The sequence below is a fragment of the Thauera sp. 28 genome, assembly GCF_000310145.2.
Classification (GTDB): domain Bacteria; phylum Pseudomonadota; class Gammaproteobacteria; order Burkholderiales; family Rhodocyclaceae; genus Thauera; species Thauera mechernichensis.
Genome location: NZ_AMXA01000003.1, coordinates 218221 through 236351 on the forward strand (window position 1 = coordinate 218221; position 18131 = coordinate 236351).

Annotated in this window: 20 protein-coding genes; 10 read left to right on the forward strand and 10 right to left on the reverse strand. The window is 65.2% G+C overall.

Features of this window, described 5'->3' with window-relative positions; genetic code table 11:
- Position 1 precedes the first annotated feature (1 nt).
- The 6 genes from gatA (at position 2) to C662_RS04375 (ending at position 6499) form a co-directional block, all read left to right on the forward strand.
- A complete protein-coding gene (gene gatA / locus C662_RS04350) occupies positions 2-1474 on the forward strand; it encodes an Asp-tRNA(Asn)/Glu-tRNA(Gln) amidotransferase subunit GatA (protein WP_002925410.1) in 1473 nt (490 codons plus the stop codon).
- 14 nt (positions 1475-1488) lie between these two features.
- Complete coding sequence (locus tag C662_RS04355) at positions 1489-1983, forward strand: hypothetical protein (RefSeq protein ID WP_002925412.1); 495 nt, start codon at positions 1489-1491, stop codon at positions 1981-1983.
- 38 nt (positions 1984-2021) lie between these two features.
- Positions 2022-3494 (forward strand): Asp-tRNA(Asn)/Glu-tRNA(Gln) amidotransferase subunit GatB, encoded by a 1473-nt coding sequence (gatB, locus tag C662_RS04360; RefSeq protein WP_002925414.1) that lies wholly within the window; start codon positions 2022-2024, stop codon positions 3492-3494.
- Positions 3495-3527: 33 nt separating this feature from the next.
- Complete coding sequence (locus C662_RS04365; protein WP_002925416.1) at positions 3528-4364, forward strand: class II glutamine amidotransferase; 837 nt, start codon at positions 3528-3530, stop codon at positions 4362-4364.
- Positions 4365-4440: 76 nt separating this feature from the next.
- The gene (locus C662_RS04370; RefSeq protein ID WP_002925418.1) at positions 4441-4857 is read left to right on the forward strand and encodes an HIT family protein; all 417 of its coding nucleotides are present in this window, start codon (positions 4441-4443) and stop codon (positions 4855-4857) included.
- A 31-nt stretch (positions 4858-4888) separates the two neighbouring features.
- Positions 4889-6499, forward strand: coding sequence for a hypothetical protein (locus C662_RS04375; RefSeq protein WP_002925419.1), 1611 nt, complete (start codon positions 4889-4891; stop codon positions 6497-6499).
- Here the strand turns inward: C662_RS04375 and phoR are convergent.
- Positions 6480-7775 carry a phosphate regulon sensor histidine kinase PhoR gene (gene phoR, locus C662_RS04380; RefSeq protein WP_002925420.1) on the reverse strand — a complete coding sequence of 432 codons (1296 nt, stop codon included), beginning with the start codon at positions 7773-7775 and terminating at the stop codon, positions 6480-6482. The genes C662_RS04375 and phoR overlap by 20 nt on opposite strands.
- 59 nt (positions 7776-7834) lie before the next feature.
- Entirely contained in the window at positions 7835-8545 is a 711-nt protein-coding gene (gene phoB, locus C662_RS04385; protein ID WP_002925421.1) for a phosphate regulon transcriptional regulator PhoB, read from the reverse strand.
- Between the two features lie 177 nt (positions 8546-8722).
- Here phoB and C662_RS04390 point away from each other — a divergent pair, with 177 nt between their 5' ends.
- The 4 genes from C662_RS04390 (at position 8723) to C662_RS04405 (ending at position 11456) form a co-directional block, all read left to right on the forward strand.
- Positions 8723-9148, forward strand: coding sequence for a gamma-butyrobetaine hydroxylase-like domain-containing protein (locus C662_RS04390; protein WP_002925422.1), 426 nt, complete (start codon positions 8723-8725; stop codon positions 9146-9148).
- A 7-nt stretch (positions 9149-9155) separates the two neighbouring features.
- Complete coding sequence (ubiE, locus tag C662_RS04395) at positions 9156-9893, forward strand: bifunctional demethylmenaquinone methyltransferase/2-methoxy-6-polyprenyl-1,4-benzoquinol methylase UbiE (protein ID WP_002925423.1); 738 nt, start codon at positions 9156-9158, stop codon at positions 9891-9893.
- 19 nt (positions 9894-9912) lie between these two features.
- The gene (locus C662_RS04400) at positions 9913-10800 is read left to right on the forward strand and encodes a Tim44 domain-containing protein (protein ID WP_002925425.1); all 888 of its coding nucleotides are present in this window, start codon (positions 9913-9915) and stop codon (positions 10798-10800) included.
- A 68-nt stretch (positions 10801-10868) separates the two neighbouring features.
- Complete coding sequence (locus C662_RS04405; RefSeq protein WP_002925427.1) at positions 10869-11456, forward strand: ubiquinone biosynthesis accessory factor UbiJ; 588 nt, start codon at positions 10869-10871, stop codon at positions 11454-11456.
- A gap of 109 nt (positions 11457-11565) precedes the next feature.
- Here C662_RS04405 and C662_RS04410 read toward each other — a convergent pair whose 3' ends face one another.
- From C662_RS04410 to atpB, 8 genes are all read right to left on the reverse strand, one after another.
- On the reverse strand, positions 11566-11991 hold the full coding sequence (locus tag C662_RS04410) for a F0F1 ATP synthase subunit epsilon (protein WP_002925429.1): 426 nt from the start codon (positions 11989-11991) through the stop codon (positions 11566-11568).
- Positions 11992-12045: 54 nt separating this feature from the next.
- Positions 12046-13446, reverse strand: coding sequence for a F0F1 ATP synthase subunit beta (gene atpD / locus C662_RS04415; RefSeq protein WP_002925431.1), 1401 nt, complete (start codon positions 13444-13446; stop codon positions 12046-12048).
- Between the two features lie 26 nt (positions 13447-13472).
- Positions 13473-14342, reverse strand: a complete 870-nt coding sequence (gene atpG / locus C662_RS04420) for a F0F1 ATP synthase subunit gamma (protein WP_002925433.1) — start codon at positions 14340-14342, stop codon at positions 13473-13475.
- Positions 14343-14363: 21 nt separating this feature from the next.
- On the reverse strand, positions 14364-15902 hold the full coding sequence (gene atpA, locus C662_RS04425; protein WP_002925435.1) for a F0F1 ATP synthase subunit alpha: 1539 nt from the start codon (positions 15900-15902) through the stop codon (positions 14364-14366).
- Positions 15903-15914: 12 nt separating this feature from the next.
- Positions 15915-16448 carry a F0F1 ATP synthase subunit delta gene (locus C662_RS04430; RefSeq protein WP_002925436.1) on the reverse strand — a complete coding sequence of 178 codons (534 nt, stop codon included), beginning with the start codon at positions 16446-16448 and terminating at the stop codon, positions 15915-15917.
- 3 nt (positions 16449-16451) lie between these two features.
- Positions 16452-16925, reverse strand: a complete 474-nt coding sequence (locus C662_RS04435) for a F0F1 ATP synthase subunit B (protein ID WP_037984103.1) — start codon at positions 16923-16925, stop codon at positions 16452-16454.
- 47 nt (positions 16926-16972) lie between these two features.
- Positions 16973-17218, reverse strand: a complete 246-nt coding sequence (gene atpE, locus C662_RS04440; RefSeq protein WP_002925444.1) for a F0F1 ATP synthase subunit C — start codon at positions 17216-17218, stop codon at positions 16973-16975.
- A 65-nt stretch (positions 17219-17283) separates the two neighbouring features.
- Positions 17284-18129 carry a F0F1 ATP synthase subunit A gene (gene atpB, locus C662_RS04445; protein ID WP_002925446.1) on the reverse strand — a complete coding sequence of 282 codons (846 nt, stop codon included), beginning with the start codon at positions 18127-18129 and terminating at the stop codon, positions 17284-17286.
- Positions 18130-18131: the final 2 nt, after the last annotated feature.

Here is an 18131-nt window from a genome sequence, read left to right on the forward strand (position 1 = left end):
CATGATCAACGCCTCCCTTCCGGAACTGCGCCGCGCACTCGATACGCGGCAGCTCTCCGCCGTCGAGCTTGCAAGCCTGTTCCTCGACCGCATCGACGCTCACAACCCGGGCCTCAATGCCTTCATCACCGTCGACCGCGACGGTGCGCTCGCCGCGGCCCGTGCCGCCGACGAACGCATCGCTGCCGGTACGGCCGGCGCCCTCACCGGCATCCCGCTCGCGCACAAGGACGTGTTCTGCACCGAAGGCGTGCTGACCACCTGCGGCTCGAAGATGCTCGGCAATTTCGTCAGCCCTTACGACGCCCACGTCGTCAGCCTGCTCAAGGCCGCCGGCGCCGTGTGCCTGGGCAAGGCCAACATGGACGAATTCGCGATGGGCTCGTCCAACGAGAACTCGGCCTTCGGCGCAGTGAAGAACCCCTGGAACACGGCGCGCGTGCCCGGCGGCTCTTCGGGCGGCTCCGCCGCTGCCGTGGCCGCGCGCCTGGTGCCGGTCGCCACCGGCACCGATACCGGCGGCTCGGTGCGCCAGCCGGCCGCCTTCTGCGGTATCACCGGCATCAAGCCCAGCTACGGCCTGGTGAGCCGCTACGGCATGATCGCCTACGCCTCCTCGCTCGACCAGGCCGGGGCCTTCGGCGCCAGCGCCGAGGACTGCGCACTGCTGCTGTCGGCGATGACGGGCTTCGACGAGCGCGACTCCACCAGCCTGGAGCGCCCGACCGAGGACTACGCCGCTGCACTTGCCGCCCCCGCGGCGGCAAAGCCGCTGGAGGGCCTGCGCATCGGCCTGCCGCGCGAGTTCTTCGCCGAGGGCATGGCCGACGACGTGCGCGCCGCCATCGAGACGGCGCTCGACCAGTACCGCGCGCTCGGCGCGACAACGGTCGAAGTGTCGCTGCCGAACGCGAAGCTGGCGATCCCCGCCTATTACGTGATCGCACCTGCCGAGTGCTCGAGCAACCTGTCCCGCTTCGACGGCGTGCGCTACGGCCACCGCGCCGCAGACTACGGCGACCTCGCAGACATGTACAGCAAGAGCCGTGCGGAGGGCTTCGGCGCCGAGGTCAAGCGCCGCATCCTGGTCGGCACCTACGTGCTCTCGCACGGCTACTACGACGCCTACTACCTGCAGGCGCAACGCCTGCGCCGCCTGATCGCACAGGACTTCCAGGCTGCACTGCAGCACTGCGACGTGATCGCCGGCCCGACCACGCCGACCACCGCCTGGGCCCTAGGCGAGAAGTCCGACGACCCGGTGCAGATGTATCTGTCGGACATCTACACCATCGCAGTCAACCTCGCCGGCCTGCCCGGGCTGTCTCACCCGGCCGGCTTTGGCGCCGATGGCCTGCCGGTGGGCCTGCAACTGATCGGCGACTACTTCGCCGAGGCGCGCCTGCTGCAAGCTGCGCACCGCTTCCAGCAGGCCACCGACTGGCATGCCCGCCGGCCGGCGGGCACTGCCTGAGCCTCGGAGCGGGTATGCAGCGGCGGCAGCCTGCAAGCCGGATCGCAGCGCTGACAGCAGCGATGCTGCTGGGCGCATGCGCCCAGCCTGGTACGCCGCCTGCCGACGCCGTGAGTGACGAGGCGCTCGCCAGCCCGAGCTCGGCCGGAGCACGCCTGCGACCGATGCCCTGGCGCCCGCTCGAGGTGCGCTCCGACTGCAGCTTCCGCGACGAGGCCGGCTACGCGACGCGCATCACGCTGGCCGTGGCGCAATCGCGGGTGGAAACTTTCAGCGCCGTGGTCGATATCCCGCAGCGCGGCCGCTGCAGCTTCCATGGCCCGTTCGTGCAGACGCGCGAAAAGCCAAGTGTGCGCCTGCAGGCAGACGACGGCTGCACGGTGGACATCTTCGAGCAGGGCAATGCCGTCACCGTGGGCTTTGCCAACTGCGCCGCACGCTGCACCCGCGGCGCCTTCGATTACCTGTGGCCGATCATCGTCGATCGGTCCAACGGCCAGTGCCACTGACCCCCGGTGGCGGGCCGCACGCAACACGAGAACACACCATGAGCCGATCCGATTGGGAAGTCGTCATCGGGCTGGAAGTCCACGCCCAGCTCAACACCGCCAGCAAGATCTTCTCCGGCGCCAGCACCGCCTTCGGCGCCGAAGCCAACCGCCAGGCGAGCGCGGTGGACATCGCCCTGCCCGGCGTGCTGCCGGTGCTCAACCGCGGCGCGGTCGAGCGCGCGATCCGCTTTGGCCTCGCGATCGGCGCCGAAGTGGCCGAGAAGAGCGTGTTCGCGCGCAAGAACTACTTCTACCCCGACCTCCCCAAGGGCTACCAGATCAGCCAGATGGACCTGCCTGTGGTGGTCGGCGGCGAGATCACCATCCGCGTCGGCGAGGGCGAGGCGGCCTACGAGAAGACGGTGCGCCTGACCCGTGCCCACCTCGAGGAAGACGCCGGCAAGAGCCTTCACGAGGACTTCCACGGCATGACCGGTATCGACCTCAACCGCGCCGGCACGCCACTGCTCGAGATCGTCTCCGAGCCCGACATGCGCTCCGCTGCCGAAGCCGTGGCCTACGCCCGCACGCTGCACGCGCTGGTACGCTGGATCGACATCTGCGATGGCAACATGCAGGAGGGCTCGTTCCGCTGCGACGCCAACGTGTCGGTGCGCAAGAAGGGCGCGACCGAATTCGGCACCCGGCGTGAGATCAAGAACCTCAATTCCTTCCGCTTTCTGCAACAGGCCATCGACTTTGAAGTTCAGTGGCAGATCGACACCCTGGAGGACGGCGGCCGCATCCAGCAGGCCACGGTCCTGTTCGACCCCGACACGGGCGAGACGCGCATGATGCGCAGCAAGGAAGACGCCCACGACTACCGCTACTTCCCCGACCCCGACCTGCTGCCGCTGATGATCTCCCCGGACTGGAAAGCGCGCGTGCAGGCTGCGATGCCCGAATTGCCGGTGGCGATGAAGGCGCGCTTCATGGACGACTGGGGCCTGTCCGCCTACGATGCCACCACGCTCACCGCGTCCAAGGAAGTCGCCGACTTCTACCAGGCCACGGTGTCGGCCGCAGGCACGGCGCTGGCCGCTCAGTTGCCCAAGCTCTGCGCCAACTGGGTGATGGGCGACCTCGCCGCCCGCCTCAACAAGGCCGAGCTCGACATCACCGACTCACCGGTGTCGCCCGCGCAGCTGGCCGGGCTGGTCGCACGCATTGCCGACAACACCATCTCCAACGCCATCGGCAAGAAGGTGTTCGAGGCGCTGTGGAACGGCGAGGGCGCTACGGCTGACGAAGTCATCGACAAGCAGGGCCTCAGGCAGGTCACCGACAGCGGCGCGATCGAAGCGATGATCGACGAGGTTCTCGCCGCCAACCAGAAATCCGTGGATGAGTTCCGCGCTGGCAAGGACAAGGCCTTCAACGCGCTCGTGGGCCAGGTCATGAAGGCCAGCAAGGGCAAGGCCAGCCCGGCGCAGGTCAATGAGCTGCTCAGGAAGAAGCTCGGCAGCTGACGTCGAAGGCTGACGAGAACGGAGGGTTAGACGATGTGCCAGTTGCTGGGCATGAACTGCAACGTGCCGACCGACATCTGCTTTTCGTTTTCGGGCTTTCGCGCGCGCGGTGGCCTCACCGACCACCACCGCGACGGCTGGGGCATCGCCTTCTTCGAAGGGCGTGGGGTACGCGTCTTCCTCGACCCCGCCCCCAGCGCACACTCGCCGGTGGCGGAGTTGGTCAAGCACTACCCGATCCGCTCACTGAACGTCATCGCCCACATCCGCAAGGCGACGCAGGGCGAGGTGCGGCTGGAGAACACCCACCCCTTCCAGCGCGAGCTGTGGGGCCGCTACTGGATCTTTGCCCACAATGGCAACCTGAAGGACTTCGCCCCGTCGCTGTCCGGACGCTTTACCCCCGTCGGCACGACCGATTCGGAACTCGCCTTCTGCTTCATCATGGACACGCTGGCCCAGCGCTTCGGCGACGGCGCACCGACACCCGAGGCGCTGTTCGCGGCGCTGCGCGAGCTGGCTTGCGAGATCGGCCGCCTCGGCGAGTTCAACTTCCTGCTCTCGGACGGCGACTGGCTGTTCGTGCATTGCTCGTCGCGCCTGTGCTACATCGTGCGCCAGGCGCCATTCCCGCTTGCACATCTGTCCGACGAGGACCTCACGGTCGACTTCAACGAGGTGACCACGCCCGAGGACCGCGTCGCCGTCATCGCCACCACTGCACTCACCGACAACGAGGCGTGGAACGACATTCCCGCCGGCACACTGATCGCGTTCCAGAACGGCCATCCGGTCGAACTCGGCCCGGGCGCGACGGTCGCTCAGGACTATCCGCGCACGGCGGCAGGCGACAGCTCCCATAACGCGTAACAGTTCCTCGTCCATAATCATGGCGACGGGTTAAAGTGTAGGTCCGTGACTCCAAATTCCAGGATCGAAGACGCGCATGGACTGTCCTCTGTGCTCCCTGCCCCCGGAGCAAGTCGTCTGGGAAGACGATCGCTGCCGGGTCATCCGTGTCGATGACGCAGCCCACCCCGGTTTTTGCCGCGTGGTGTGGCGTGAGCATGTGGCCGAGATGACCGACCTCATGCCCGCCGACCGCCAGCACCTGCTCGACATCGTGATGGCGACCGAGAGTGCGCTGCGCGGGCTCCTGCACCCGGACAAGATCAACCTCGCGAGCTTCGGCAACATGGTGCCGCACCTTCACTGGCACGTCATACCGCGCTACCGGGACGACCGCCATTACCCCGAGTCCATCTGGGGCGCTCCCCAGCGCGAAGGCATCGCACATGCGGGCGCCGAGGCGGTCGCACTGGCGCGTGCGATCGAGGCGGCGCTGGGCCCGCGGTCCCACTGACTACCCAGCCGTGCATATCGAATCCGACCTCATGGACTACACCCAGCCCTCCTTCTGCCTGGAGCAGTTGCGGAATCTGCGCACAGTCGACGTCCACGCGACGCATGAAACGCTCGGCCTGATCATTCGCGGCCTGCTCGAGGGCAAGCCCGCCCCCAACCAGCACCTCGAGGTTCTGGAGGCTGCGCGCGAAGCGCTCGACTTCGTCCAGACCGAGCTGGGGGGGCGCTATGCGGCCCGCCCGCTGCCGCCGGACGGTGACGAGAACCGCACCCTGCACGAGGTGGTTGCGCTGTGGCAGGACGTGGCGCGGTCGTATGCGCACATCGCCGAACGGGACGCCGACGAGGGCACCCTGGAGGACCAGCGCCCGCTCCTCGCGGAACGCCGGATCTTCTACGCCGGCCTTGCCCTGTTCGAGTACTTCAGGGCGCACCGCGCGCTCGAGCCCGGCATGTGGCACACCGTGCACGAGGCCTATGGCGCGGCACTGCATGCGGGGCTCGCCGAGATCCGCGTTGCCGAGCCGCTCAACGAGACCTGGCACGCCCAGAGTCCGCGCGAAACCTACGTCGCGATCCTCCTCGTCGACCTGGCAAATCCCTATGGCCGCAGTGAACGGGAGCTCAGGTGGGTGCTGCGCTGGGCGCAGCGCTTTGCCCCCTACTGCACGCTCGATGAGCACATCGACGAAGCCAAATCGACAACCTACGGTGTGGAGCTCGACTCCGACCTGGGCCTGCGCCCGCTCGGCCTGCTTTCGCGCACCGCAACCCTGCTCCGCTTCGACGGCTCGACACTGGCGACACAGATTCAGGCCGTGATGGCGCAGTTCCGCCATGGCGCCAAACCCGCATCACTCGGCCTCGGCAAGGACTGCTCGACGGCCGACGCCGGCCGGCTGCTGCTGTCGCTCTACCGGCCGTGGGGGCTGGCCAGCGCAGGGCGGCGCTTCCCGCGCCGCAACAAGACGGGCGAGGTGGCGCTGTCCGGCGACTGGCTGGCCATGGGCTACCTCATCCAGGGCGAAGTCTTCCAGCAGCCGAATGGTGGACGCCACATCGGGGCACTGCGCGACGACATTTCGCTGCTGACCTTCGGCGAACTCGTGCCCGAGATCGACACCCCGGAAAAGCTGGCCCGGCGCCGCCGCGAGCAAGCCGCCCTGCTTGGCCTGGAGGCGGCATCGTGGACCCTCCTCGACCAGTCCGTCGGCGGCTTCAGACTCCAGCTGCTGCGTGACGGCGACCAGGCCCGCCTGGAACATCATCAGCTCGTCGCCATCCGGCCGCCCGACGGACAGGCTTTCCTGCTTGCCGACATCTGCTGGATGATGTTCCGCGACGACGGCGCGCTGGAACTCGGCATCAACGTGCTGGCGGGCATGCCGCGCGTAGTCGCCGCACGACCTTCATCGGCCGCGAGCAGGGACCCCTACCACCAGGCTTTTCTGCTGCCGGCCACGCCTGCACTCAAGGCCGCTGAGTCGGTGGTACTGCCCGCACAGTGGTTCCGCAAGGCGCGCGTGGTCGAACTGCGCGATGGCGCAGCCACCCGCATGATCGAACTCGACAAGCTGCTGCTGCGCGGCCCCAACTTCGACCAGTGCAGCTTCACCGACGTTACGGGCGCTGCATCCTGAGTCGCGGCGCAGGAAAACGCATCGCGAAGCGGCTGCCCTTGCCGAGTTCGCTTTCGATGACGAGCTCGCCCTGGTGCCGGGTCACGATGTGCTTGACGATCGCCAGTCCGAGCCCGGTTCCGCCCGTCTCCCGCGAACGCCCGCGATCGACACGATAGAAGCGTTCGGTCAGGCGCGGGATATGAGCCGGATCGATACCGATTCCGTCGTCACGAACCCAGTACTCACCGCACTCCAGCCCGGCGCGCCAGCCGATCTCTATATGTCCTCCGGCCGGGGTGTAGCGTACCGCGTTGCTTGCCAGGTTGGAGAACGCACTGTGAAGCTCCTTGCGGCTGCCAAGCAGGGCTGCCTCGCCTTCGACCACCAGACTCAGCGTGTGGCGCCCGGCCGACAGCAGTTCAGCCTCGGCCGCCACCTCACGCACCAAGCCCACCGCATCGACCGGCTCGTCGTCGATCTGGGCCGGCGCACCGGTCTCGAGTGCGGACAGGGTAAGCAGCTCCTCGATGAGACGCTGCATGCGCGTGGATTGCTCGCTGGCCAGGGTCAGGAAGTGGATGACGTCTTCGCGTGAAAAATCGTCGAGCCCATCGATCAGCGTCTCGAGGAAGCCCCCCACCACGGTCAGGGGCGTGCGCATCTCGTGCGAGACGTTGGCCACGAAGTCGCGGCGTACGTTCTCCAGGCGCTCGAGCTGCGATACATCGCGCGACAGCACCATGCGTTGCTTGCCCGCGAACGGAATGACCAGTACCTGGAGAGTGCCATCCCGTCGCCGCAGGGCATGCAGCACGAGAGGCTCGGAATAATCCCTGGACGCAAGATAGGCTGCGAACTCGGGCTGGCGGACCAGGTTGGGCAGCGGGCTGCGCAGATCCTTGCGACGATCGAGCCCGAAATGCTGCTCGGCCATCGGGTTCATCCACTCGATGGCATCGTCCTCATCGAGATACAGCACCCCATCGGGCATGGCCTGCGCGGCGTGCTGGAAGCGGGCCAGTTCGGCCGACAGCTTCTCCTTGACGTCGCATTCGCGCTGCAGGCGCTCGCCGATCTCGGCGAATACCGTCCCCCACAGCCCCTCGCCCTGTGGTGGTGGCGTACCGACCGGCTGGCGCGCCCACTCGACGAGGAGACGCAGGTTGCGCGCGAGCAGCATAGCCGCAGCCACGAAACCGATCATGAGCAGCGCCAGCGCGGCATCGCTGCCGCGCAAAGCCGCAGCGAGCATCGCCAGTACGAGCACGGCGACAAATGGCGCCACCGCGGCCACCCCGATGTTTCGAGTCGATCGATGGATCACGCCATTCCCACGCGAGAGCGAAGGCACGATTATGACGCGTTCGATGCCAGCGGCGCATGCACCGAGAAGCGGTAGCCGCTTCCGCGCACGGTCTGGATCAAGGCGTCGTGGGCGGTCGGCTCGAGTGCGCAACGCAGGCGCCGGATGTGGACATCCACCGTGCGCTCCTCGACGAAAACATGATCGCCCCAAACCTGGTCGAGCAGTTGGGCACGGGAGTGGACACGCTCGGGATGCGTCATCAGGAAATGCAGCAGGCGGAACTCGGTCGGGCCGAGTGAGAGTGCGGTTTCACCCGCACTGACGCGGTGCGTGGCCGGGTCCAGGCGCAAGCCGCCAAGCTCCACCGCATCCTCGGTCGCCTGCGGTGCGCGCCTGCGCAGCACCGCCTTGATGCGGGCGACGAGTTCGCGCGGACTGAAGGGCTTGGTGATGTAGTCATCAGCACCGGTCTCGAGGCCGGTCACCTTGTCCTGCTCCTCGCCACGCGCGGTGAGCATGATGATCGGAATGTCGCGGGTGCGCTCCTCGGCACGCAGGCGGCGGGCAAACTCGATCCCTGAAGCGCCCGGTAGCATCCAGTCGAGCAGCACGAGATCCGGCAAGGCCTCGCGCACGATACGATGCGCCGTCTCCGCGTCCGCGGCGCGCACCACATGGTGCCCCGCACGGCTCAGGTTTGCCGCGATGAGCTCCTGAATCGCCGGTTCGTCTTCCACAAGCAATATGTTCGCTGGCATGCCTGAACTCCCTGTTAGCAGCAGCGGCAGTGTATTGCAGCTCTTTGACGCTTTCATGACACGTCATCGCAATGCAATACCCGCACCCACGATCCCGCGCCCCTCACGCAAGCCAACCCCGGAACGAGCAGCCTCCGATTCGGGTATGATTGTGACCCCATAATCGGGATTCAAGCCATGGCCGGACTCGACCAGAACACGCCGACTCCCACCGACATCACGGTACACCGCAAGTCCAGGACGCTCGAGATCGCCTTCGACGACGGCAGCCGCTTCCAGCTGCCCTTCGAGTTCCTGCGCGTCTATTCCCCTTCTGCCGAGGTCCGCGGCCACGGACCGGGCCAGGAGACGCTGCAGCAGGGCAAGCGCGACATCGATATCGTCGACATCTCGCCGGTCGGAAACTACGCGATCAAGCCGGTATTTTCGGACGGCCACGACAGCGGCCTGTACTCCTGGGACTACCTCTACGGCCTCGGACGCGAGCAGGAGGCCCTGTGGGCGGCCTACCTCGAGCGCCTCGAGCAACAAGGCGGCACGCGCGACCCCGCCCTGGTACCGGCAGCTGCTCCCAAGGCGGGCGGCTGCGGCCATCACCACTGAGAACGGCATGAGCGACAAGACCACGCACTTCGGCTTCGAAACCGTCGCCGAGGAACAGAAGGAAAAGAAGGTCGCCGAGGTATTCTCCTCGGTTGCCCAGAAGTACGACATCATGAACGACCTGATGTCGCTCGGACTGCACCGCGTCTGGAAGCACTTCGCCATTCAGGTGTCGGGCGTGCGCGAAGGCGACCGCGTACTCGACGTTGCCGGCGGCACCGCAGACCTCTCGCTGGCGTTTTCGCGCAAGGTCGGCCGCAAGGGCCAGGTCTGGCTCACGGACATCAATCACGCGATGCTCTCGCGTGGCCGCGACCGTCTCGTCGACCACGGATTCGCAATGCCCGTGGCGCAGTGCAACGCCGAAAAGCTTCCCTTCCCCGACGACTGGTTCGACTGCGTCACCGTCGCCTTCGGCCTGCGCAACATGACGCACAAGGACGTCGCGCTCGCCGAGATGCGCCGCGTGCTGCGTCCGGGCGGCCGCCTGCTGGTACTCGAGTTCTCGCGGGTGTGGAAGCCGCTGTCACCGTTCTATGACCTGTACTCCTTCAAGCTGCTGCCCTGGATGGGGCAAAAGGTGGCGAACGACGCCGACAGCTACCGCTACCTGGCCGAATCGATCCGCATGCATCCTGGCCAGGAAGAATTGAAGTCGATGATGGAACAAGCCGGGCTCTCCCGAGTCGACTACTTCAACCTCAGTGCAGGCGTCGTTGCGCTGCACCGCGGATACAAGCTTTGAAACCGGAGACCACGTACCAATGAAATCCTTCTTCATGACCCTCGTCCTCGCGATCGCCTCGTTTGCCTTCGTGATCCCTGAGGCCGAAGCCAAGCGCCTCGGCGGCGGCAGCAGCTTCGGCATGCAGCGCCAGGCCACGCCGCCGGCCCAGCCGCGCCAACCCGCTGCCACGCAACAGGCACCGCGCCAGGGGGCCGCTGCACCGGCCGCGCAGAGCCGCTCTTGGATGGGCCCGATCGCCGGCCTCGCCGCCGGTCTCGGCCTGGCCGCCCTGTTCTCGCACCTGGGCCTGGGCGAAGGCTTTGCCAACTTCTTCATGATCCTGCTGCTGGCTGCTGCCGCCTTCTTCATCTTCCGCATGATCTTCCGCCGTGGTGCGGCTGCCGGTACGCAGCCCAACCGCATGCAGTACGCAGGCGCCTCCGCCGGCGCTGCGGCGAGCCCGGCCGGCACCACCGCCTTCCAGGCCCAGCAGCCGTTCGGCGGCAGCGGTGAAGCTGGAGCAGTCGCAGCCAGCGGCCTCGAAAAGGCCGTCGCCTCCGGCTTCGACGCCGACGGCTTCGCCCGTCAGGCCAAGCTGAACTTCATCCGCCTGCAGGCAGCGAACGACGCCGGCAACCTGGACGACCTGCGCGAATTCACCACGCCCGAGGTGTTCGCCGAGTTGTGCATGCAACTCAACGAGCGCCGCGGCGCCGAACAGCGCACCGACGTCGTCGAGCTCAACGCCGAGGTCATCGATGTGGAGGAGGCCGACAACCGCTACATCGTGAGCGTGCGCTTCACCGGCTTGCTGCGCGAAGAGGCTGACGCCGCACCTGTGGCGTTCGACGAGATCTGGCACCTCACCAAGCCGATCAGCGGCGAAGGTGGCTGGCTGATTGCTGGCGTCCAGCAGACGCAGTGATCGGCAACTGATCTCACACCCGTGACTGGAGGCACCTTGGCGTGCCTCCTTTGCTTTTGGGGCTTCCCATGCTGTCAAGCGTCTTCCTGACCGCCACCAACCACCTTCTCTCGCAGGCAGGATGGGCGCGTGCGCGCCTGCAGGCCCACGCGGGACAGACTGCACGCCTGTCGGTGCAACCTCTGGGCGACATCGATTTCTGTATTGCAGCGGACGGCTATCTGGCCGAATGGAGCGCCGCCCAGGCGCCGGATGTCAGCCTTCACCTGTTGGTTGGCGAGCTTCCACGCCTACTGGTAGACGGGCTGGAGACCGCCATGCGCCACGTGCGCATCGAGGGCAACGCCGAGTTTGCCGAAGCGCTCGGCTTCGTTTTCCGTCATTTACGTTGGGACGCCGAGGAAGACCTGGCACGCCTGTTCGGCGACATTGCCGCTCACCGCCTAGTCGAAGGCGGCAAGCAGCTGATGGATCAAGGCCGGCGCTCTGCACAGCGCGCGGGCGGTACGCTGGCCGAGTACCTCACCGAAGAGGCGCCACTGCTGGTATCGCGTCATGCCCTGCCAGAACATGCGCAGGCGCTCATCGCACTGCGCGACGATCTGGCCAGGCTGGACAAGCGGTTGCAGCGCCTCGAAAGCCGCCGTCGGCGTTGAACAGCCTTTGCGCCTGCGCGGCGCTCATGGCGCAGAAAGCAAAAAAGCAGCTCCGCAGAGCTGCTTTTTTGTTGTCCGGCGCCTTGTACCTTGGTACAGGGCAGCCCGCTCAGTGCCCGCGCTTGCGCAGACGCTGGATGGCGGCAAGTTGCGCCACCGCTTCCATCAGCTCGGCCTGGGCCTTGGCATAGTCCAGACGCGCGGTCTGGTTGGCCATGGCTTCCTCGGCCTTGCGCTTGGCTTCGAGCGCCTTCGCTTCGTCGAGATCCTTGCCGCGGATCGCGGTGTCGGCAAGCACCGTCACCAGACCCGGTTGAACTTCCAGCAGGCCACCCGCAACGAAAACCAGTTCGTCTTCGGTTGCGTTCTGGGCACGCACACGCACGGCGCCCGGCTTGATCCGGGTCATGAGCGGCATGTGACCAGGCAGGATGCCGAGTTCACCCGTCTCGCCAGGCAGCGCGACGAATTCCGCCAGCCCGGAGAAGATCTGCTCTTCCGCGCTGACGATGTCGACGTGAACCGTCATAGCCATAGTGTTTCCCCTTGATGTCCCGCGCACCACACACGTGGCGCGCGGGCAGCCTCGTTACTGGAGCTTCTTGGCCTTCTCGATGGCCTCGTCGATGTTGCCGACCATGTAGAAAGCCTGTTCCGGCAGGCTGTCCAGCTCGCCGCTGACGATCATCTTGAAGCCCTTGATCGTGTCCTTCAGCGAGACGTACTTGCCCGGCGAGCCGGTAAACACTTCCGCAACGTGGAAGGGCTGCGACAGGAAGCGCTGGATCTTACGCGCACGAGCCACGGAGAGCTTGTCTTCCGGCGACAGTTCGTCCATGCCCAGAATCGCGATGATGTCGCGCAGTTCCTTGTACTTCTGCAGGGTCTGCTGAACCTGGCGGGCTACACCGTAGTGCTCTTCGCCCACGACCAGCGGATCGAGCTGGCGCGAGGTGGAGTCGAGCGGATCAACGGCCGGGTAGATACCCAGCGCGGCGATGTCACGCGACAGCACGACGGTGGAGTCGAGGTGCAGGAAGGTGGTAGCGGGCGACGGGTCGGTCAAGTCATCCGCCGGCACATACACGGCCTGGATCGAGGTGATCGAGCCAACCTTGGTCGAGGTGATGCGCTCCTGCAGACGGCCCATTTCTTCGGCCAGCGTCGGCTGGTAACCCACCGCGGACGGCATACGACCCAGCAGCGCGGACACTTCGGTACCGGCCAGGGTGTAGCGGTAGATGTTATCCACGAAGAACAGGATGTCGCGGCCTTCGTCACGGAAGCGCTCGGCCATGGTCAGACCGGTCAGCGCCACGCGCAGACGGTTGCCCGGGGGCTCGTTCATCTGACCGAACACCATCGCAACCTTGTCGAGAACGTTGGAGTCCTTCATCTCGTGGTAGAAGTCGTTGCCCTCACGGGTACGCTCACCCACGCCAGCGAACACCGACAGACCGGAGTGCTGCTTCGCGATGTTGTTGATCAGCTCCATCATGTTCACGGTCTTGCCGACGCCGGCGCCACCGAACAGACCCACCTTGCCGCCCTTGGCGAACGGGCAGATCAGGTCGATAACCTTGATGCCGGTTTCGAGCAGCTCGACCGACGGCGACAGCTCGTCGAACTTCGGCGCCTTCTGGTGAATCGCGCGCAGCTCGTCGGTCTCGATCGGGCCGGCTTCGTCGATCGGGCGACCCAGCACGTCCATGATGCGGCCCAGCGTGCCGTGGCCAACCGGCACCGAGATCGGCTTGCCGGTGTTGGAAACCTTCATGCCGCGGCGCAGGCCGTCGGAGGAACCCAGCGCGATGGTACGCACCACGCCATCACCGAGCTGCTGCTGGACCTCGAAGGTCAGGCCAGCTTCGGCGAAGGAGTCGGCAGCGTCCTCGAGCTTCAGGGCGTCATACACCTTGGGCATCGAATCGCGCGGGAACTGAATGTCCACCACGGCGCCGATGCACTGAACGATCGTACCTTGACTCATCGTCATATCCTTAAATCAATAATCCGTTACACCGCGGCGGCGCCGCCGACGATTTCCGACAGCTCCTTGGTGATCGCAGCCTGGCGGGTCTTGTTGTAGACCAGCTGAAGCTCGCCAATCACGTTCTTGGCATTGTCGGAAGCGGCCTTCATTGCCACCATGCGCGCGCTCTGTTCGGATGCCATGTTCTCGGCCACGGCCTGATAGACCAGCGCCTCGACGTAACGCACCAGCAGCTCGTCGATGACGACCTGCGGATCCGGCTCGTAGAGGTAGTCCCAGGAGCTCTCGGGCGTGCCCAGCTTCTCGCCGGTGAGCGGCAGAACCTGCTCGAGTACCGGCTCCTGCTTCATGGTGTTCACGAAGCGGGTGTAAGCGATGTAGACCGCGTCGAGCTCGTCGTTCTGGAACGCGTCGAGCATGACCTTGACCGGACCGATCAGCTTTTCCAGGTGCGGCGTGTCACCCAACTGGGTGACGTTCGACACCACCTTGGCGCCCATGCGCTGCATGAAGCCCAGACCCTTGTTGCCGATGCAGCAGGCACGGATCTCGGTCACGCCGGCGGACTCCCAGTCCTTCATCGCGTTGAGCGCGATACGCTGGACGTTGGTGTTGAGACCACCGCACAAACCCTTGTCGGTGGTCACCAGGATCAGCCCCACCCGCCTCACCTGGTCCTTGCGGACCAGGAACGGGTGCTTGTAGTCGGTCACATTGGCCTGGGACAGGTTCGCGGCGAGTCGGCGGATCTTCTCGGCAAAGGGGCGGGCAGCGCGCATCCGGTCCTGCGCCTTGCGCATCTTGGACGCGGCCACCATCTCCATGGCCTTGGTGATCTTGCGCGTGTTTTGCACGCTCTTGATCTTGGTACGGATTTCCTTACCGCTAGCCATATTCCGTCTCCCTCGCCAGTCTTAGGCCCAGCTCTTCTTGAACTCGGCGATCGCGGCAGCCAGGGTCTTTTCGCCGTCGGCGTCCAGTTCCTTCTTGCTCAGGATCGAGGAGACCAGGTCAGCCTGCTTGGTCTTGACGAACTGCAGCAGCGCGGCTTCGAACGGCAGCACACGTGCGACATCGACATCGTCGAAGTAGCCGTTGTTGACCGCGTAAAGCACGATGGCCATGTCGGCGATCGACATCGGTGCGTACTGGGCCTGCTTCATCAGTTCGGTCACGCGGCGGCCGCGCTCGAGCTGCTTGCGGGTCGCATCGTCCAGGTCGGAAGCGAACTGAGCGAAGGCGGCGAGCTCGCGGTACTGCGCGAGGTCGGTACGGATACCGCCGGACAGCTTCTTGACGACCTTGGTCTGCGCAGCACCACCGACGCGGGACACCGAGATACCGGCGTTGATCGCGGGACGGATACCGGCGTTGAAGAGGTCGGTCTCGAGGAAGATCTGGCCGTCGGTAATCGAGATCACGTTGGTCGGAACGAACGCGGACACGTCGCCGGCCTGGGTCTCGATGACCGGGAGGGCGGTCAGCGAACCGGTCTTGCCCTTGACTTCGCCGTTGGTGAACTTCTCGACGTAGTCGGCGTTCACGCGCGCGGCACGCTCGAGCAGACGGGAGTGCAGGTAGAACACGTCGCCCGGGTAGGCTTCACGGCCCGGCGGACGGCGCAGCAGCAGGGATACCTGACGGTAAGCCCAGGCCTGCTTGGTCAGATCGTCATAAACGATCAGCGCGTCCATGCCGCGGTCGCGGAAGTACTCGCCCATGGTGCAACCGGCGTAGGCGGCCAGATACTGCATGGCGGCCGATTCCGACGCGGTAGCGGCGACGACGATGGTGTACTCCATCGCGCCGTTCTCTTCCAGCTTGCGCACGACGTTGGCGACGGTCGAAGCCTTCTGGCCGATGGCCACGTACACGCAGTACATGTCCTGGCCCTTCTGGTTGATGATCGCGTCAACCGCAACCGCGGTCTTGCCGGTCTGACGGTCGCCGATGATCAGCTCGCGCTGGCCGCGGCCAATCGGCACCATGGAGTCAACCGACTTCAGGCCGGTCTGCACCGGCTGCGAAACGGACTGGCGGGCGATGACGCCCGGCGCGACCTTTTCGATCTTGTCGGTGAGCTTGGCGTTGATCGGGCCCTTGCCGTCGATCGGCTGACCCAGGGCGTTCACGACGCGACCGACCAGCTCGGGGCCGACGGGCACTTCGAGAATGCGGCCAGTGGCCTTGACGGTGTCGCCTTCGGTGATGTGCTCGTATTCGCCGAGGACCACCGCGCCAACGGAGTCACGCTCGAGGTTGAGCGCCATGCCGAAGGTGTTGCCAGGGAATTCCAGCATTTCGCCCTGCATGACGTCGGTCAGGCCGTGGACGCGGCAGATGCCGTCGGTCACGGAGACGACCGTGCCCTCGTTACGCGACGTGGCGGCGAGCTGCAGGTTCTGGATCCGGCTCTTAATCAGATCACTGATTTCAGAGGGGTTGAGTTGCATATATGTATGCTCCTAGTTCTTAAGCGCAGCGGCCATGTTCGCGAGCTTGCCGCGGACCGAGGCGTCGATGACTTCGTCGCCGACGGCAATGCGGACCCCACCGATGAGTTCGGGGTCCAGGCTGACAGTTACGTTGATCGCGGCCTTGAAGCGAGCTTCGAGGTCCGCCTTCAACGCAGCCAGCGCTGCATCGTCGAGCGGGAAGGCAGAGGCGATCTCCGCCTCCAGGACGCCTTCGTGTTCGTTCTTGAGTGCAACGAACAGGTCACGGATCTCCGGAAGCACCAGCAGGCGTTCGTTGTCGATGAGGACACGAACGAAGTTCTGCTGTTCGGCGGTCAGTTCACCCGTGACTTCCTGCATCAGCTTGTCGAGCTGTGCGGCAGAAAGGTTGGGGTTCTTGATGCACGCCTGCATGTCGGGATCGGCCGCCACGGAGGCGAGCCGATCCAGCGCTTCCGACCAAGGCCCCAGCGCACCTGCCCCGCGAGCCAGCTCGAAGGCGGCATCGGCATAGGGGCGCGCGATGGTGACGTTCTCGGCCATGACTTATTGCAGTTCCTGTTTCAGGTTGGCAAGCAGTTCGGCGTGCACCTGGACATTGATCTCGCGGCGCAGGATCCTCTCGGCACCGGCAACCGCCAGATGGGCGACCTGGTCGCGGAGAGCTTCCTTGGCACGTTGCGCTGCGACGCCGGCTTCGGCTTCGGCAGCTTCACGCGCTGCGGCAATGATGCGACCGGCTTCGGCGCGGGCTTCGTCGATCAGCTGGCTCGCCTGCTTTTCAGCAGAGGTACGCACGTCACCCGCGGATTCGCGGGCCTTGCGCAGTTCCTCGACGACCTTCTTCTCGGCGAGTGCCAGATCGGCCTTGGCCTTGTCCGCAGCTGCCAGCCCGTCTGCGATCTTCTTCGCACGCTCGTCCAGTGCCTTCACGATGGGCGGCCACACGAATTTCATCGTGAACCACGCCAGAATGAAGAACACAACGAGCTGGGCTATCAGAGTTGCGTTCAAATTCACGGTTCTTGGCCCTCAGGTTGGTTCAAAAAAGGATGAACTCGAACCGATCAGAGCTGGAACGGGTTGGCGAAGGCGAACATCATGGCGATACCGACACCGATCAGGAACGCGGCGTCGATCAGGCCGGCCAGCAGGAACATCTTGGTCTGCAGGGCGTTCATCAGCTCGGGCTGGCGCGCCGAGGCTTCGAGGTACTTGGAACCCATGATGCCGATACCGATACAAGCACCGATGGCACCGAGACCGATGATCAGACCAGCAGCCAGAGCAACAAAACCCAGAACGTTTTCCATGACGACTCCTTAGTGGGGAAGGTGAGTTTAAAAACTAGGTACTGCGTTGAAGATGAAACCGAAACTTAGTGGCTCTCGTGCGCCTGACCGACATACACCAGAGTCAGCATCATGAAGATGAAGGCCTGGAGCAGGATGATCAGGATGTGGAAGATCGCCCAGATGGAACCCGCGATCACGTGACCAACGAAGCCAAACACGGTGGCGGTGCCGCCGAGCAGCGCGATCAGGATGAAGATCAACTCGCCAGCGTACAGGTTGCCGAAGAGTCGCATGCCGTGCGAGATGGTCTTGGCGAGGAACTCGATGATCTGCATCGCGAAGTTGATCGGGTAGAGCACCGGGTGGCTGCCGAAAGGCGCGGTGAAGAGCTCATGCACCCAGCCGCCAAGACCCTTGATCTTCACGTTGTAGTACAGGCAGAGCAGCAGCACGCCGCAGGACATGCCCAGAGTGGCGGACAGGTCGGCGGTGGCCACGACGCGCATGTAAGCGTGGGCAGGATCACCGCCTGCGGCGGAATAGATGCCGGTCCAGAGCATGGGGATGAGATCGACCGGCACGAGGTCCATCGCGTTCATCAGGAAGATCCACACGAACACGGTGAGCGCGAGCGGGGCAACGAACTTGCGCGACTCCGGGCTGTGGATGATGCCCTTGGCCTGGTCTGCGACCATCTCGACCAGGAGCTCGATGAAACCCTGGAAGCGCCCGGGGACGCCGGAGGTCGCCTTGCGAGCGGCCAGCCACAGGATGAAGATGGTCAGCAAACCGAGTCCGATCGAAAACACCATCGAGTCGATATTGATGATGCTGAAATCGACGATGTTTTCCTGGGGGTGCCCGGAATTGTTGAAGTGTCCGAGGTGGTGGGTCACATACTCGGATGCGGTGGGAGCGTTTCCAGCCATGG

Bases quoted from the DNA above. Each gene is read 5' to 3' on its own strand.
- gatA (WP_002925410.1), top strand. From the start codon at position 2: ATGATCAACGCCTCCCTTCCGGAACTGCGCCGCGCACTCGATACGCGG.
- C662_RS04355 (WP_002925412.1), top strand. From the start codon at position 1,489: ATGCAGCGGCGGCAGCCTGCAAGCCGGATCGCAGCGCTGACAGCAGCG.
- gatB (WP_002925414.1), top strand. From the start codon at position 2,022: ATGAGCCGATCCGATTGGGAAGTCGTCATCGGGCTGGAAGTCCACGCC.
- C662_RS04365 (WP_002925416.1), top strand. From the start codon at position 3,528: ATGTGCCAGTTGCTGGGCATGAACTGCAACGTGCCGACCGACATCTGC.
- C662_RS04370 (WP_002925418.1), top strand. From the start codon at position 4,441: ATGGACTGTCCTCTGTGCTCCCTGCCCCCGGAGCAAGTCGTCTGGGAA.
- C662_RS04375 (WP_002925419.1), top strand. From the start codon at position 4,889: ATGGACTACACCCAGCCCTCCTTCTGCCTGGAGCAGTTGCGGAATCTG.
- phoB (WP_002925421.1), bottom strand. From the start codon at position 8,545: ATGCCAGCGAACATATTGCTTGTGGAAGACGAACCGGCGATTCAGGAG.
- C662_RS04390 (WP_002925422.1), top strand. From the start codon at position 8,723: ATGGCCGGACTCGACCAGAACACGCCGACTCCCACCGACATCACGGTA.
- ubiE (WP_002925423.1), top strand. From the start codon at position 9,156: ATGAGCGACAAGACCACGCACTTCGGCTTCGAAACCGTCGCCGAGGAA.
- C662_RS04400 (WP_002925425.1), top strand. From the start codon at position 9,913: ATGAAATCCTTCTTCATGACCCTCGTCCTCGCGATCGCCTCGTTTGCC.
- C662_RS04405 (WP_002925427.1), top strand. From the start codon at position 10,869: ATGCTGTCAAGCGTCTTCCTGACCGCCACCAACCACCTTCTCTCGCAG.
- C662_RS04410 (WP_002925429.1), bottom strand. From the start codon at position 11,991: ATGGCTATGACGGTTCACGTCGACATCGTCAGCGCGGAAGAGCAGATC.
- atpD (WP_002925431.1), bottom strand. From the start codon at position 13,446: ATGAGTCAAGGTACGATCGTTCAGTGCATCGGCGCCGTGGTGGACATT.
- atpG (WP_002925433.1), bottom strand. From the start codon at position 14,342: ATGGCTAGCGGTAAGGAAATCCGTACCAAGATCAAGAGCGTGCAAAAC.
- atpA (WP_002925435.1), bottom strand. From the start codon at position 15,902: ATGCAACTCAACCCCTCTGAAATCAGTGATCTGATTAAGAGCCGGATC.
- C662_RS04430 (WP_002925436.1), bottom strand. From the start codon at position 16,448: ATGGCCGAGAACGTCACCATCGCGCGCCCCTATGCCGATGCCGCCTTC.
- atpE (WP_002925444.1), bottom strand. From the start codon at position 17,218: ATGGAAAACGTTCTGGGTTTTGTTGCTCTGGCTGCTGGTCTGATCATC.
- atpB (WP_002925446.1), bottom strand. From the start codon at position 18,129: ATGGCTGGAAACGCTCCCACCGCATCCGAGTATGTGACCCACCACCTC.